Raw genomic sequence first — 15,206 nt, forward strand, 5'->3', positions numbered from 1 at the left:
GGGGCTTTGCCGGATCCGGGGGCCTTTGCCTGATCTGAAATATCCCCGCCGGAGGCTTCCCCGGCGGCCAGGGGCGCGGCGGAGGGCGAAATCCCCGCCGCAGCCGCCGCAAACACCCGGCCTAGACCGGATGCTGCGGCACTTTGCCCGAGGGCGCGATATAGGGCCGGGTCACGTCCCGCAGGGTGAGGTTCAGGCATTCCACCCGCGCGGCAATCGCACCATCCCCCGCCAGTGTCAGCTGCACGGTGCCGGTGCCATCCTCGCCCGGTTGCCAGTCGAGCGACAGCACCGACAGAATCGTCTCCGCCGCCTGCCGGTCGATGCCCTGGCTGGAGACGCCCTGCACATCGTCGATGACCAGCAGCGCCTGCACCCGCTCATAGGGCCGCCGCGCCGCCTCGGCCATCGCACGGTCCTCCCAGCGGAACCGGTTCACGAGCAGCGCCAGACGGCGGGCGCGCGGCTCATAGCGGATCTCGGTCATCGGCAGCACGGCATCCTGCACGAGGGCGGCCATCACCGCCAAATCCTCGGGCGTTTCCGCCTTCAGGCTCAGCGGCGACTCGGCGCCATCCTCGAAACGTGCGTCGCTCATTCGCCCTTTACCCGTTCGATCTGCGCGCCCACCGCCCGCAGTTTCTCTTCCACCCGCTCATACCCCCGGTCGAGGTGATAGACGCGGCTGACCACGGTTTCGCCCTCTGCCGCCATCCCGGCCAGGATCAGCGAGACCGAGGCGCGCAGATCGGTCGCCATCACCGGCGCGCCTTTCAGCCGCTCCACCCCATGCACGGTGGCATGGCCGCCATGCACCTCGATCTGCGCCCCCATGCGGATCAGTTCGGGCGCATGCATGAAGCGATTCTCAAAGATCTTCTCTTCCAGAACGCTGGTCCCCTCGGCGGTGCAGAGAAGCGCCATCATCTGCGCCTGCAAATCGGTGGGGAAGCCCGGGAAAGGCTCGGTCACCACATCCACCGCATTCACCCGGCCATTGCGGCGGCGGACTTTCAGACCCTTGTCGGTCTCGGTCACATCAATGCCCGCCGCATCGAGCTTTTCGGCGAAAGCGCCGACCAGCTCCATCGTGCCGCCCAGGCATTCCACCTCGCCGCCGCAGATCGCGGGGGCCAGCATATAGGTGCCCAGCTCGATCCGGTCGGTCACCACCGGATGCGTGGCCCCGCCCAGACGATCCACCCCCTGAATGGTGATGGTCGAAGTGCCCTCGCCCTCGATCTGCGCGCCCATCTTGCGCAGGCAACGCGCCAGATCGACAATCTCCGGCTCGCGCGCGGCGTTTTTCAGCACCGTGGTGCCCTTGGCAAGCGTTGCCGCCATCAGCGCGTTTTCCGTGGCCCCGACCGAGACCAGCGGGAAATCGACCACCGCACCGCGCAGCCCGCCCAAGGGGGCCTTGGCATGCACATAGCCGTCGCGCAGATCAAGTTCCGCCCCCATCGCCTCCAGCGCCTTCAGATGCAGGTCCACCGGGCGCGCGCCAATCGCGCAACCGCCGGGCAGTGAGACAATCGCATGGCCATCGCGCGCCAGCATCGGCCCGAGCACGAGAATCGAGGCGCGCATCTTACGCACGATGTCGTAATCCGCCGTGTGGTTGTTGATGTCATGGCTCGACATCGCCAGCACTTGGCCCGCCTGCAGACTGGCCACTTCCGCCCCGAGGCTGCCCAAAAGCTGGGTCATCGTGCGAATATCCGACAAACGCGGCGCATTGGTCAGCGTCAGCGGTTCTTCGGTCAAGAGAGTCGCCGGCATCAGCGTCAGGCAGGCGTTCTTGGCCCCTGCAATCGGAATTTGCCCCTTCAGCGGCCCGCCGCCCCGTACAATGATCTGATCCATCCGCCTGCCCTATTCTTTGTTTTCGCTCTGCCCGTCATCCCCGAAATCCGTCCCGGCACCCGCCTGACCCTCTGTCTCGGGCGCATCATCCGCCGCGCGTGCCCGCGCTTGCGCCTTGCGCCGTTGAAGATTTGCCCGCAGCGCGGCGCGCAGCCGTGCGTCGCGGGCATCCGCTTGGGTCTTGTCGCCGGAAGAGGAGGATTTCGTTGTCATGCGGCTTCTTTAACGTGGATCGTAAAAAGCGTCCAGATTGCCCTTGCGCTGCCCGAAGTTTGAGTCTAAATCCCCGCCCACAGTCGGAAGCGACTGAACAGGATGCTGTGGTAGCTCAGTGGTAGAGCACACCCTTGGTAAGGGTGAGGTCGAGAGTTCAATCCTCTCTCACAGCACCATCCTCCCCCAGATTACAATGACTTAGACAAGATCATCCGGATCAGCCTGCACCGGGCTGCTGTGGTTTTGCGCCTGTTTTCCAGGGAAAACCGCCGCGGTTTCGGCCTTCGCGTGCACCATGCCGCAGACGCGTGCCGCCCAAAACGCCACGGTCACATCTGCGGCATCCCAGGCGGCCCCGCCGCTTCTTGCGCCGCGCCCCGCGGATTCGGGCCCGCCCGGCACCCGCTGCAACCGGGGGGCCCGGTTCCCGCGCAGATGTGCCCATTGCCGCAGGTTTCAACCCTGAGTCGCACAAAGATTCGGCGCACATGTTTGATTCAGGTCAACTCTGCACTGCAGAAACTGCGCTAGGGTCAGGGCGAACCGCACCCCTGCGGTGGTCATAGAGTGGAAGCAAAATGCCCTCGACCCCCCATCAAACAAGCCCCGCGCCGCAATCTGTCGCCATCGACACACCCCTCCTTCAGGCGCCCCAAATGCAGGCCCCCCACGCCCACGCGCCCCGCGCCCAAGCTCCCCGCGTTCAGGCCCCCCGTGCCCAGGCCCCCCGCGTCCAGACTCCCGGCATCGACGCCGGAGAATCGCCGCGCGGGCGGCCCACAGCGGCCGTCAGTGGCCGCAGCCCATCACAATCGCCAGATGAGCCCGAAGGTTTCCCCGCCGTGCTGGACCGCGCCATTCACGCCAGCATGGCGCGCGCGACGATGGGTCTGTCGCCCAGCGCCTTGGCCGCGGCCTATTGGGATTGGGCCATGCACTTGGCCAGCTCGCCCGGCAAACAGATGGAATTGGGCGAAAAAGCCCTGCGCAAGGCGCTGCGGCTGACCGATTATGCCACGCGCTGCGCCCTGCAGGGCGAAGATGCCGCCCCCTGCATCACCCCTTTGCCGCAGGACCACCGCTTCCGCGATCCCGCCTGGACAAAATGGCCCTTCAACGTCATGGCGCAGAGCTTTTTGCTGCAACAGCAATGGTGGCACAATGCCACCACCGATGTGCGCGGCGTGACCGAACAGCATGAAAACGTGGTGGCGTTCACCGCCAGGCAAATGCTGGACATGATGTCGCCCGCCAATGGCGCGCTGACCAATCCCGAAGTGGTGGCGGCAACCATAGCCGAGCGCGGCGCGAATCTTTGGCGCGGGGCGCAAAACCTGATCGCCGATCTGCAGGCCACGGCCCGCACCACGGCCGAAAGCGCCGACCCCGCGGATCCGGCCTTTGTGGTCGGCAAGACGCTGGCGATGACGCCGGGCAAAGTGGTGCTGCGCAACCGCCTGATCGAGCTGATCCAATATGCGCCCACCACCGAGGCGGTGCATCCCGAGCCGATCCTGATCGTGCCTGCCTGGATCATGAAATACTATATTCTGGATCTGTCCGCACAGAATTCGCTGGTGAAATATCTGACAGAACAAGGCTTTACCGTCTTCATCCTCTCCTGGAAGAACCCCGATGCCGCGGACCGCGACCTTGGGATGGAGGATTACCGCGAGCTCGGGGTGATGGACGCGCTCGGGGCCGTCACCGCGATCACCGGCGCGAAAAAAGTGCATGCTTTGGGCTATTGCCTCGGCGGCACCCTGCTGTCCATCGCCGCCGCCGCGATGGCACGCGACGGCGATGACCGCATCGCCACGCTGACGTTTCTCGCCGCGCAGACCGATTTCACCGAAGCGGGCGAGTTGATGCTGTTCATCAACGAAAGTCAGGTCAGCTTTCTCGAAGATATGATGTGGGAAAAAGGCTATCTCGATTCGACCCAGATGGCCGGGGCCTTTCAGCTTCTGCATTCCAACGATCTGATCTGGTCGCGCAACACCCGCGCCTATCTGCTGGGCCAGCGCGATGAGATGTTCGACCTGCTGGCCTGGAATGCCGATACAACGCGAATGCCCTACCGGATGCATTCCGAATATCTGCGGCATCTGTTTCTAAACAACGATCTGGCCGAGGGCCGCTATCAGGTGGCGGGGCGGCCGGTGGCGCTGTCGGATCTGCGCTGTCCGATCTTTGCGGTCGGCACCGAGAGCGATCATGTCGCCCCCTGGCGCTCGGTCTACAAATGCCACCTCTTCACCGACACCGATGTGACCTTTGTGCTGGCCAGCGGCGGCCATAACGCGGGCATCGTCTCCGAACCGGGGCACCCGCACCGGCATTTCCAGATCGCCGCGCAAACCGAGGGCGAGACCTACCGCGATCCCGACAGCTGGCAGGCCAGCGCGCTGCGGCACGACGGCTCGTGGTGGCCCGCGCTGACCGGCTGGCTCGCGGATCATTCCGGCCCCCGCGCGGCGCTGCCGCCTTTGGGGCTGCCGGATGCCCCTGATCTGGGCGCTGCTCCCGGCACCTATGTCCTGCAATCCTGAAAGGAACCCCATGAGCATGTTGTCAGGACGCAAAGGGCTGGTGGTGGGCGTCGCCAACCACGCCTCCATCGCCACCGGCTGCGCCCGCGCCTTTGCCGAAGCCGGGGCCGAGCTGGCGGTGACCTATCTCAACGACAAGGCCCGCCGCTTTGTCGAACCGGTGGCCACGGAACTCGGGGCGGCGAAATTCCTGCCCCTTGATGTTGAGGCCGAGGGCGAGATGGAGGCGGTGTTTGCCGAGATTGCCCGCGATTGGGGGCGGCTCGATTTCCTCGTGCATTCCATCGCCTTTTGCCCGGCTGAGGATCTGCACGGCCGGGTGACCGATTGTTCGCAGGCAGGCTTTGCCCGCGCGATGGATGTTTCAGTGCATTCGCTCATCCGCATGGCGAAACTCGCCGAACCCCTGATGGCCGAGGGCGGCACGATCCTGACCATGAGCTATTATGGCGCCGAAAAGGTGGTGGATCACTACAACATCATGGGCCCGGTGAAATCGGCGCTGGAGGGGACGGTGCGCTATCTTGCCGCCGAACTTGGGCCGCAGGGCATCCGCGTGCATGCGATCTCGCCGGGGCCGATGGCGACGCGGGCAGGCTCGGGCATCGCGCATTTCGACACGCTGATCGACAATGCCCGCGACCGCGCGCCCGAGCGCGCGCTGGTGACGCTGGAGGATGTCGGCGGCATGGCGCTTTACCTCGTCAGCGATGCCGCCAAGCGGATCTCGGGCAATATCGAATATGTGGACGCAGGCTATCACGTCCGGGGCTGACCCCGGCAGGAGCGACCTATGCAATACATTGAAAACAAGACCTATGATGAACTTTCGGTTGGCGACAGTGCCCTGCTGACCCGCTGCCTGCAGCCCGATGACATCCAGCTCTTCGCGGTGATGTCGGGCGATGTGAACCCCGCGCATGTCGACCCCGACTTTGCCCGCTCGGACTTGTTCCACCATGTCATCGCGCATGGGATGTGGGGCGGCGCGCTGATCTCGGCGGTCCTGGGCACCGAATTGCCGGGGCCGGGCACGATCTATCTGGACCAAAGCCTGCATTTCAGCGCGCCGGTTGCCCTGGGTGATACCGTCACGGTCAAGGTGACCGTGGCCGAGAAAAAGCCGAAGAACCGCCTCTCGATTGACTGCCTCTGCACCAACCAACTTGGCAAGACGGTGATCGAGGGCCGCGCCGAGGTGATCGCGCCGACGGTCAAGATCCGCCGCCCCCGCGTGGCGCTGCCGCAGGTGCATCTGCACGAACAGGGTGCGCGCTATGCGCAGCTGATCGCCGCGACCCGCGAACTGGAGCCGGTGCCCACCGCCGTGGTGCATCCCTGCGACGATGTCTCGCTGACCGGCGCGCTGGAGGCCGCAACCCAGGGGCTGATCCTCCCGATCCTTGTGGGGCCGCTGGCCAAGATCATCGCCACGGCGGCGGCGGCGGGGGTCTCGCTCGACGGGATCGAGGTGATCGACGTGCCGCACAGCCATGCCGCCGCTGAACGCGCGGTGGCGCTGGTGCGCGAAGGCCGGGTGCGCGCCCTGATGAAGGGCAAACTGCACACGGATGAGCTGATGGCGGCGGTGGTCGCCCGCGACACCGGCCTGCGCACCGAGCGGCGGATGAGCCATGTTTTCGCGATGGATGTGCCGCATTACCCCAAGCCCCTTCTGATCACCGATGCGGCGATCAACATCGCGCCCGACCTCGAAACCAAACGCGACATCGTGCAGAACGCCATTGATCTGGCGCGGGCGCTGGGGATCAGCCTGCCGAAAGTGGCCATCCTCTCGGCGGTGGAAACCGTCAATCCGCGCATCACCTCCACCCTCGACGCTTCGGCTTTGTGCAAGATGGCGGACCGGGGGCAGATCACCGGCGGATTGCTGGATGGGCCGCTGGCCTTTGACAATGCCGTGTCGAAAACCGCCGCCGCGACCAAGGGGATCGTCTCCCCCGTGGCGGGCGATGCCGACATCCTGATCGCGCCGGATCTGGAATCGGGCAATATGATCGCCAAGCAGCTCATCTACCTTGCGGGGGCCGAGTCGGCGGGCATCGTGCTCGGCGCGCGGGTGCCGATTATCCTGACCAGCCGCGCCGATGGCACGCTCGCCCGGCTCGCCTCCTGTGCTCTGGCGCAGCTTTACCTGAAATACACCGATCAAAAGGTGCTGGTGGTATGACCGAGGCGGTCCTGACCCTGAACGCGGGCTCCTCCAGCCTGAAATTCGCGCTCTACCCGGCGCGGACCGACGCGCAGGCGCTGCTGCGGGGCAAGATCGAGGGGATCGGCCGCGCGCCCGCCTTTCGCGCGACTGGGGCCGGGGGGCAACAGCTGACCGGGCCGGATTTCGCGCGCTTTGATGCCGCCGCGACGCATGAGGATCTGATCCCCGCGCTCTTTGACTGGATCCGGCACCAGCAGGGGATTGAGCTGGTGATGGTCGGCCACCGGGTCGTGCATGGCGGGCGCGATTTCACCGGCCCCGTGCGCCTCACCCCTTCGGTGATGGGCGATCTGGCGGCGCTCTGCGCGCTGGCCCCCCTGCATCAGCCGCATAACCTTGCCGCCATCCGGGCGGTGGCGGATTGGGCCCCCGGCCTGCCGCAGATTGCCTGTTTCGACACCGCCTTTCACCGCACGATGCCGCGCCGGGCGCAGATCTTCGCCCTGCCCCGCCGCTATGCCGAGGGGGGCGTGCTGCGCTATGGCTTTCACGGCCTCTCTTATGAATACATCGCCTCTGCCCTGCCCGCGCATCTGCCGCCCGCCGCGCAGGGCCGGGTGATCGTGGCGCATCTGGGCAATGGCGCCAGCCTCTGCGCGCTGAAAGAGGGCAAAAGCGTCGCCACCAGCATGGGGTTCACCGCGCTCGACGGGCTGATGATGGGCCAGCGCGCGGGCGCGCTCGATCCCGGTCTGGTGCTGCATCTGATCCGGCAGGAGGGGATGAGCGCCGAGGCGGTCGAGGCGATGCTCTATCATAACTCGGGCCTTCTGGGCGTCTCCGGCCTCAGCAATGCGATGCAGGTGCTGGAGGCGAGCCAGACCCCCGAGGCCGATGAGGCGATCACCCTCTTCTGCGACCGCGCGGCGGCGGGCATTGCCGCGCTGATCCCCGATCTGGGCGGGCTCGACGCGCTGGTGTTTACCGCCGGGATTGGCGAGAACTCGGCCCGCGTCCGCGCCGCGATCTGCGCCCGGCTCGGCTGGCTGGGGCTGGAACTCGATTCCGGTGCCAATGCGCAGGGCCTCAGCGATATCAGCACGCCCGCCTCGGCCGTGGCGCTGCGGGTGATACCGACCGATGAGGAGGTGGTCATCGCCCGCGCCGCCCGCGCGCTTCTGCCTGAAGGCGCGGAGGCCCGGACATGAACGCCTCAACACCCCGCACGGCCCCCGCCGCAGGCCGCATCACCGCCATCCGCGGCGGCATCGTCGATGTCAGCTTCCCCGAGCCGCTGCCCCGGATCAATGAGCGGCTGCAGGTGGGCACGGTGGCGCTGCAGGTGGTCTCGCTGACCGGCGGCGGCGGCGTGCGCTGCATCGCCCTCGCCCCCGTGCGCGGCCTTGGCCTTGGGGCCGAAGTGACCGCCACCGGCGCGCCGATCATCGTGCCGGTGGGCGAGGGCATGCTGGGCCGGATGCTCGATGTCTTTGGCGCGCCGCTCGATGGCCGCCCGCCGCCGGAGGCGGCAGACCAGCGCCCGATCCACCGCGCGCCGCCGCTGCTGACCGACCGCCGCGCCCGCGCCGAGGTGCTGGAGACCGGGATCAAGGCGATTGACCTCCTCTCCCCCATCGAGCGCGGCGGCAAGACCGGCCTGTTTGGCGGCGCGGGCGTCGGCAAGACGGTGCTCCTGAGCGAGCTGATCCACAACACGGTCGAACACCACCATGGCGTCAGCCTTTTTTGCGGCATCGGCGAGCGCACCCGCGAGGCCGAGGAATTGTTCCGCGACATGGGCGATGCCGGGGTGCGCGACAAGATGGTGATGCTGTTCGGCCAGATGGCCGAAAGCCCCGGCGTGCGCTTTCTGATCGGCAATACCGCGCTGACCATGGCCGAGTATTTCCGAGATGACCGCGGGCAGGATGTGCTCCTTCTCATCGACAATATCTTCCGCTTTGTGCAGGCGGGGTCCGAGGTCTCGGGGCTGATGGGGCGGATGCCGTCCCGCGTGGGCTATCAGCCGACGCTCGCCACCGAACTGGCCGCGCTGGAAGAGCGCATCGCCTCGACCAATACCGGCTCGATCACCTCGATTCAGGCGGTCTATGTGCCCGCCGATGATTTCACCGATCCGGCGGCGGCGGCGATTTTCGCGCATCTCACCGCCTCGGTCGTGCTGTCGCGCAAACGCGCGAGCGAGGGGCTCTATCCGGCGGTGGATCCGCTCGCCTCGGCCTCGGTCATGCTGACGCCGGGGGTGGTGGGGCAGCGGCATTACGACATCGCCCGCGCGGTGCGCCGGACACTGGCGGACTATGACGAGCTGCGCGACATCATCGCCATGCTGGGGATTGAGGAGCTGTCCACCCAGGACCGTGCCACGGTGGAGCGCGCGCGGCGGCTGGAGCGCTTCCTGACCCAACCCTTTGCCACCGTTTCTGCCTCGGCCGGGACCAGCGGCAAAATGGTGCCGCTGGAAGATACGCTGACGGGCTGCGAGACCATTCTGGGCCAGAGCCGCTTTGATCTGCCCGAAAGCGCCTACTACATGATCGGCACCCTCGCCGATCTGAAAGGGGCTGCATGACCGCCGTCAGCGAGATGCAGGTGCTGCTGCGGCTGCCGACCGGCTGCCTTTATGACGGCCCCGCCGCCCGGCTGACCGCCAGCGGCACAGAGGGGAGTTTTGGCATTCTGCCCAATCACATCGACATGGTCACCGCCCTTGTCCCCTCGGTCCTGCTGATCGGCCTGCCGGATGGTGCCGAGCGGTTCTTTGGCATTGATGAGGGGATCTTGGTGAAAAAGGGCCCGCGGGTCGAGGTGGCGGTGCGGCGCGGCGCCGAAAGCCGCGATCTTGCGGCCTTGCGCGCGACGGTACAGCAGCATTTCGGCGCGCTGGATGATGACGAGCGGGTGGCGCGCACCGCCCTCTCGCGGCTCGAGGCGGATATGGTGCGCCGTTTTGCCCATTTGCGGGAGAAGCGCCCATGAGCCCGAAGCCCGACCATCCACAGGACGCCTCGGCCGAGAAAATCGGCGAGAGTGCGCGCCGCAAACAGGCCGCGCGCGACAATCCGGGGCCGAACCCGCTGACCGGCCTCTCGACCTTTGGGATGATCGGCTGGTCGGTGGTGGCCCCCACTTTGGGCGGGGCGTTTCTGGGCCACTGGCTCGACCGGGTGCTGCCGCAGGCATTTTCATGGACCATCGCGCTGCTTCTGGGCGGCGTGGTGTTGGGGGCGATGATTGCCTGGGCCTGGATCAGCAAAGAGGGAGGCGGGAAATGACACCCATCAGCGTGATCGGGATCGACTGGGCGCATCTGGCGCTGGGGGGGCTTTTGGGCACGCTCGGCAGCGCGCTCTTTTTCTTTGGGCTGGCGCTGGGGATGCGGCTGGCTTTGCGCGCGCGGCACCCGGCGCTCCTGCTGTTGCTCAGCGCCGGGCTGCGGATCACTGCGCTGCTGGCCCTGCTCTGGTTGGTGGCGCAGATCGGGCTGGCGGCGCTGGCGGGCTTTGCGCTGGCCTTTCTGGGCATCCGGTTCCTGGCCCTTTTGATCGCGCGGCATCCCCCATCCGTGCCCCACCCAAAACCCGGCCTGACCCAACCCGAACCGAAAGGCTGATCCGATGGAAATGACCCCCGACAGCCGCATCTTCTTTCACCTCGCCGGGGTGGCGGTGAATGCCACCGTGGTCAACACCTGGGTGATCATGGCGCTCCTGACCGGGGCCTCGATGCTGATCACCCGCCGCCTGCGCCCCGATGTGCCGCCCAGCCGCTGGCGCACGACGCTGGAGGTGATTGTCACCGGCATTCAGGGCCAGATCGAAGAGATCACCGGTCGGCCCAACCGCAATCTGCTTTATTTCGTCGGCACGCTGTTCTTGTTCATCGTCACCGCCAACCTCCTGCTGGTGGTGCCGAATTTCACCACCCCCACCGCCTCGCTCTCGACCACGGTGGCGCTGGCGGCGGCGGTGCTGATCGCGGTGCCGGTCTTCAGCATCGCCAACCGGGGGCTGCGGGGCTATCTGCACAGCTTCCTCGAACCCACCCCCTTCATGCTGCCCTTCAACCTGATCGGCGAGCTTTCGCACGGGATTTCCCTCTCGATCCGGCTCTACGGCAATATCATGAGCGGCGCGGTGATCGCGGCCATCCTGCTCGGCGTCGCGCCCTTCTTCTTTCCGGTGGTGATGGACATGCTCGGCCTGCTGACCGGGGTGATCCAGGCCTATATCTTCGCCATCCTCGCCACGGTCTATATCTCGGCCGCGACCGAGGATCAGGACGCCGCGCCAAGCGCCGCCACCACCGGCACCGCCCTCACCCCCGCCGGTGCAGACCAATCCCCTGAAATCAAAGATGACCTTGCAACGTCAAAGGACAAGCCATGACAGATCTCGCCCTCATCGCCTGCATCTCGATCCTCACCGCCGGGCTGACCGTTTCCTTCGGCGCCCTTGGCCCCGCACTCGGCGAGGGGCGTGCGGCGGCCACCGCGCTCAGCGCCATCGCGCAACAACCGGACGCCGCCGCCTCGCTCTCGCGCACCTTGTTCGTCAGTCTGGCGATGATCGAATCCACCGCGATCTACTGCTTTGTGGTGGCGATGATCCTGCTCTTCGCCAATCCGTTCTGGAATGCGGCGCTGGCCGCGGCCAGCACGGCGGCCACGGCAGCCGGGGCGGGCAATTAGGCCATGTCCGTCGACTGGATCACCATCGCGGCGCAGATCGTGAACTTTCTGGTGCTGGTCTGGCTGCTCAAACGCTTTCTCTACCGCCCGATCCTCGACGGGATCGACGCGCGCGAGCGTGAGATTGCCGAGGGCATGGCCAAGGCCGGAGCCGCAGAAGCCGCCGCCGCCGCGGTTGAGGCCAGTTACCGCGCCAAGGCCGCCGCCCTGCGCGCCGGGCAGGACAGCGCGCTGGCCGAGGCCCGCGCCACCGCCAGCGCCGAACGCGACCGCCTGTTGGCGGAGGCCCGCGCCGAGCAGGCCGCCGAAGCAGCAAGCCGCGCCCAGCGCCGTGCGGACGAGGCAAGGGCCTATCACGACGGGCTGCAACAATCGGGCGCGCGTGCGCTGCTGGCGCTGACCCGCAAGGCGCTGACCGATCTGGCAGGCACCACCTTGGAGGCGCAGATGGTGCGTCAGGCGCTGGCCCGGTTGCACGAGATGGCGCCCGATCTGCAGGCGATTGCCCGGGATGAGACCCGCCGCAGCGGCAAGGTGATGGCAGAGGTGACCACCGCCACCCCGCTGCCCGAGGCCGAAACCGCGCAGATCACCCGCGAACTGACCAAGATCCTGCCCGACACCGCGCTGACCTTCAAAACCGATCCCGCCCGCGGCCCCGGCCTGAGCTTTGCCTGCGGCGGCACCCAGATCGACTGGACGCTCGAGAGCTATATGCAGGGGCTTGAGGCGCTGCTCGACCCCGCCAACGCGCCGCAGGGGCCCGGCGTGATGGCCCCCGCTGGCGCGGCCCCCGCCAGCACAGCCCCCGGTGGCGCGGCTCCCACCCGATCGCCCGCCCCAGATCCCGCGGCCAGCGGGCCGTCAGACGCCGCATCGCCTGGGCCGGTGGCGGCCGTTGCGCCACGGCCCGGGGCCGATCCGGCGACAGCTCCTTCCGATACGGCGGAGGCCTCCGATGCCAGTTGATACCGACCCGTCCCCGGCGGCCATTGCGGCGGCCCTTGCAGGCACCGAGGCCCTGCTGCAGAGCCTGATTGCCGCCCCGGCCCCAGCGGCGCGGCGGCAGGAAATCGGCCGTGTGGCGGAACTCGGTGACGGGATCGCCATTGTTTCGGGCCTCAGCCATGCGCTGGCAGATGAGCGGCTGGAATTTGCCTCCGGCGTCAGCGGCATCGTCTTTGACCTTGAGCCGGACCGGCTGGGGGTGGTGCTGCTCGGCCCCTGGCGGCAGGTGATCCTGGGCGAGGCGGTGCGCCGCAGCGGTCAGGTGGTCAGTGTTCCGGTGGGCGCGGCCCTTCTCGGCCGGGTCGTCGATGCTCTGGGCCGCCCGCGCGACGGCAAGGCCGCCGTGGTGGCCCCGCGCCAGATGCCGGTCGAGCGCGAGGCCCCGGGCATTCTGGAGCGGGCGGCGGTGAACCGGCCGCTGGCCACCGGCCTCACCGCCGTCGATGCCGCCGTGCCGGTGGGCATGGGCCAGCGCGAGCTGATCATCGGCGACCGGCAGACCGGCAAAACCTCGATCACCGTCGACAGCATTCTGAACCAGCGCGAGAGCGGGGTGATCTGCATTTACTGTGCCATCGGGCAGCGCGGCGATGCGGTGGCGAAAGTGATTGCCGCGATCACCGAAGGCGGGATGCTGGCGCAGAGCGTGGTGCTGGTGGCGGGCGATGATGAGGCGCCCGGTCTGGGCTATATCGCCCCCTATGCGGCGCTGACGATGGCCGAGGGCTTTGCCGCCGAAGGCCATGACGTGCTGGTGGTGATCGACGATCTGACCCACCATGCGCATACCTACCGCGAGCTGTCGCTTCTCCTGCGCCGCCCGCCGGGGCGCGAGGCATTTCCGGGCGACATCTTCTACGTCCATGCCCGGCTTTTGGAGCGCGGCGGCCAGTTCACCCCGGAGGTGGGCGGCGGCTCGATCACCATCCTGCCGGTGGTGGAGACGCAGGCCGAGAACCTCTCGGCCTATATCCCGACCAATCTGATCTCGATCACCGATGGGCAGATCTACCTCTCGCCGCGGCTGGTGCGCAAAAACCAGTTTCCGGCGGTGGATCTGGGGGTTTCCGTCTCGCGCGTCGGCGGCAAGGCACAAAGCCGGGCGTTCCGCGATGTGGCGGGCAACCTACGGGTGACCCTGTCGCAGTTTGAGGAGCTGGAAGAATTCGCCCGTTTCGGCACCCGTCTCGATGACAGTACCAAGGCGCGGCTGAGCCGGGGGGCGGCGGTGCGTGCCGCCCTGCGCCAGCCCGAGCGCGATCCGATCCCCGCCGCCGAGCAGCTGGCGGTGCTGGTGGCCGCGATGGAGGGGCTTCTGGACGGGCAGGCCGAGGCGGCGGCGACGGCAGCGATGGCCGCGATCCGCGCCAGTTTCCGCCTGCCGGAGGCGGCGGGCAGCACGGCGCTGGCGACACGTCTGGCGGCCGATCAAAAGCTCTCCGATGACGACCGCGCGCGGGTGTTGGCACAGGCAAAGGCCGCGATACCCGCCCCCACCGACGCCCTCACAAGCGCCCCCACCGGCGCACCACCCGGCGCGCAGCCCGCGCCAGCATCCGCGCCAGACCCGGCCCCCCTGTCAAACCCGGCCTTCATGCCAGATCCGGCAAAAGCAACAACAGGCACGACGGCACCAGCGGGGCCCGATGACCCAGACGCTTGAAACCCTTGCGCATCACACGGCCACGCTGACCAGCATTCGCGGCATCGTGCGCACGATGAAGACCATGTCGGCGATCAACGCGCTGCCCTATGAGCTGGCCGCACGCAGCATTGATACCTACCGCGAGACCGTGCGCGCCGGTCTGCACGCCTTTATCTGTCAGAACGGCCCGATCCCGACGGCCCTCGCCCCCGGCACACCCGAGGTGATCATTGCCTTTGGCTCCGACCACGGGCTGTGCGGCAACTATAACGACGCGGTGGCCGAGGCGGTGCTGCAGCATCCGGCCGACCGGCTGATCTGCGTCGGGGCACAGTTGCAAGATGCGCTGGAGGGGCGCGGCCTGACCCCGGAGATGGTGCTGATGGCGCCCGCCTCGACCGAGGGGCTGGGGCGGCTTGCGGGGCTGATCGTTACCCGGCTGGAGGCGATGCGGCGCGCGGCGCCCGCGGGGGCCATCGCGGTGCGGCTGGTGCATACTGAACGCGGCCAGCACGGGCAGCAGATGCCGGTGGCCCCGCGTCTTTTGCCCCTGGACCCGGCGCTGATCGCCGGGCTGGCGGCAACCCCCTGGACCTCGCGCAGCCTGCCGCAGGTGGCGGCACCGGCGGCCGATACGCTGGCGGCCCTGATTCGCGAGATGCTGTTCACCGGGGTGTTTCGCGCGGCAGCCGAAGCGCTGGTGACAGAGAATGCCGCCCGACTGGCGCGGATGCAACAGGCCGAGCAATCGGTGGATGACCGGCTGGAAAGCCTCGCCGCCGACACCCGCGCGTTGCGGCAAAGCGAGATCACCACCGAATTGCTGGATGTGATCATCGGCTTTGAAGCGCTGCGCGGGCGCGGCAAAAGGCCGGAGCCACCCGCCGCGCCTGCCGGCTGAGCGGCATCTGCCCGCGGCATTGCGCGAAAAGCCGCCGGTTGCGCGCATGGGCGCCGCGCATTTGACACGGATCAAGTTTCCCCAACGGCAACGGCCCTAAGATCACCCATCGCAACCCAAGGAGACCTGCA

At 67.5% G+C, this 15,206-nt stretch carries 16 protein-coding genes and 1 tRNA gene; 14 read left to right on the forward strand and 3 right to left on the reverse strand.

All coding sequences use genetic code 11. The annotated features are described in order from the left end of the window. Positions 1 to 121 precede the first annotated feature (121 nt). From ACEN2S_RS11580 to ACEN2S_RS11590, 3 genes are read right to left on the reverse strand one after another with little or no spacing between them, the layout of a single operon-like run. Complete coding sequence (locus ACEN2S_RS11580; protein ID WP_441866309.1) at positions 122 to 598, reverse strand: DUF2948 family protein; 477 nt, start codon at positions 596 to 598, stop codon at positions 122 to 124. After that, positions 595 to 1,866, reverse strand: coding sequence for a UDP-N-acetylglucosamine 1-carboxyvinyltransferase (murA, locus tag ACEN2S_RS11585; protein ID WP_441866310.1), 1,272 nt, complete (start codon positions 1,864 to 1,866; stop codon positions 595 to 597). Before murA ends, ACEN2S_RS11580 begins: the two co-directional genes overlap by 4 nt. A gap of 9 nt (positions 1,867 to 1,875) precedes the next feature. Beyond that, positions 1,876 to 2,079: a hypothetical protein gene (locus tag ACEN2S_RS11590; protein WP_441866311.1), complete on the reverse strand. Its 204-nt coding sequence runs from the start codon at positions 2,077 to 2,079 to the stop codon at positions 1,876 to 1,878. Between the two features lie 104 nt (positions 2,080 to 2,183). Between ACEN2S_RS11590 and ACEN2S_RS11595 the strand changes: the two genes are divergently transcribed. The 14 genes from ACEN2S_RS11595 (at position 2,184) to ACEN2S_RS11660 (ending at position 15,075) form a co-directional block, all read left to right on the forward strand. Next, positions 2,184 to 2,258 (forward strand) — tRNA-Thr (locus ACEN2S_RS11595). Between the two features lie 666 nt (positions 2,259 to 2,924). Next, a complete protein-coding gene (locus tag ACEN2S_RS11600; protein ID WP_441866312.1) occupies positions 2,925 to 4,634 on the forward strand; it encodes a PHA/PHB synthase family protein in 1,710 nt (569 codons plus the stop codon). Positions 4,635 to 4,650: 16 nt separating this feature from the next. Next, positions 4,651 to 5,409: an enoyl-ACP reductase FabI gene (gene fabI, locus ACEN2S_RS11605; protein ID WP_441866378.1), complete on the forward strand. Its 759-nt coding sequence runs from the start codon at positions 4,651 to 4,653 to the stop codon at positions 5,407 to 5,409. A gap of 18 nt (positions 5,410 to 5,427) precedes the next feature. Beyond that, a complete protein-coding gene (locus ACEN2S_RS11610; protein WP_441866313.1) occupies positions 5,428 to 6,825 on the forward strand; it encodes a bifunctional enoyl-CoA hydratase/phosphate acetyltransferase in 1,398 nt (465 codons plus the stop codon). Next, positions 6,822 to 8,018, forward strand: a complete 1,197-nt coding sequence (locus tag ACEN2S_RS11615; protein ID WP_441866314.1) for an acetate/propionate family kinase — start codon at positions 6,822 to 6,824, stop codon at positions 8,016 to 8,018. The genes ACEN2S_RS11610 and ACEN2S_RS11615 overlap by 4 nt, the downstream gene beginning before the upstream one ends. Further along, positions 8,015 to 9,403, forward strand: coding sequence for a F0F1 ATP synthase subunit beta (atpD, locus tag ACEN2S_RS11620; protein WP_441866315.1), 1,389 nt, complete (start codon positions 8,015 to 8,017; stop codon positions 9,401 to 9,403). The genes ACEN2S_RS11615 and atpD overlap by 4 nt, the downstream gene beginning before the upstream one ends. After that, positions 9,400 to 9,810 (forward strand): ATPase, encoded by a 411-nt coding sequence (locus ACEN2S_RS11625; protein WP_441866316.1) that lies wholly within the window; start codon positions 9,400 to 9,402, stop codon positions 9,808 to 9,810. The genes atpD and ACEN2S_RS11625 overlap by 4 nt, the downstream gene beginning before the upstream one ends. Further along, on the forward strand, positions 9,807 to 10,106 hold the full coding sequence (locus ACEN2S_RS11630) for an AtpZ/AtpI family protein (RefSeq protein WP_441866317.1): 300 nt from the start codon (positions 9,807 to 9,809) through the stop codon (positions 10,104 to 10,106). Before ACEN2S_RS11625 ends, ACEN2S_RS11630 begins: the two co-directional genes overlap by 4 nt. After that, entirely contained in the window at positions 10,103 to 10,444 is a 342-nt protein-coding gene (locus tag ACEN2S_RS11635; RefSeq protein ID WP_441866318.1) for an ATP synthase subunit I, read from the forward strand. The genes ACEN2S_RS11630 and ACEN2S_RS11635 overlap by 4 nt, the downstream gene beginning before the upstream one ends. Positions 10,445 to 10,448: 4 nt before the next feature. Beyond that, positions 10,449 to 11,219 carry a F0F1 ATP synthase subunit A gene (locus ACEN2S_RS11640; protein WP_441866319.1) on the forward strand — a complete coding sequence of 257 codons (771 nt, stop codon included), beginning with the start codon at positions 10,449 to 10,451 and terminating at the stop codon, positions 11,217 to 11,219. Next, positions 11,216 to 11,521, forward strand: coding sequence for a F0F1 ATP synthase subunit C (locus ACEN2S_RS11645; protein ID WP_441866320.1), 306 nt, complete (start codon positions 11,216 to 11,218; stop codon positions 11,519 to 11,521). The genes ACEN2S_RS11640 and ACEN2S_RS11645 overlap by 4 nt, the downstream gene beginning before the upstream one ends. A 3-nt stretch (positions 11,522 to 11,524) precedes the next feature. Next, the gene (locus ACEN2S_RS11650; protein ID WP_441866321.1) at positions 11,525 to 12,490 is read left to right on the forward strand and encodes a F0F1 ATP synthase subunit delta; all 966 of its coding nucleotides are present in this window, start codon (positions 11,525 to 11,527) and stop codon (positions 12,488 to 12,490) included. Next, complete coding sequence (locus tag ACEN2S_RS11655; protein WP_441866322.1) at positions 12,480 to 14,192, forward strand: F0F1 ATP synthase subunit alpha; 1,713 nt, start codon at positions 12,480 to 12,482, stop codon at positions 14,190 to 14,192. The genes ACEN2S_RS11650 and ACEN2S_RS11655 overlap by 11 nt, the downstream gene beginning before the upstream one ends. Beyond that, on the forward strand, positions 14,176 to 15,075 hold the full coding sequence (locus tag ACEN2S_RS11660) for a F0F1 ATP synthase subunit gamma (protein ID WP_441866323.1): 900 nt from the start codon (positions 14,176 to 14,178) through the stop codon (positions 15,073 to 15,075). The genes ACEN2S_RS11655 and ACEN2S_RS11660 overlap by 17 nt, the downstream gene beginning before the upstream one ends. The last annotated feature ends 131 nt before the right edge of the window (positions 15,076 to 15,206 follow it).

Source organism: Phaeovulum sp. W22_SRMD_FR3 (assembly GCF_052113705.1).
GTDB lineage: Bacteria > Pseudomonadota > Alphaproteobacteria > Rhodobacterales > Rhodobacteraceae > JBGQOG01.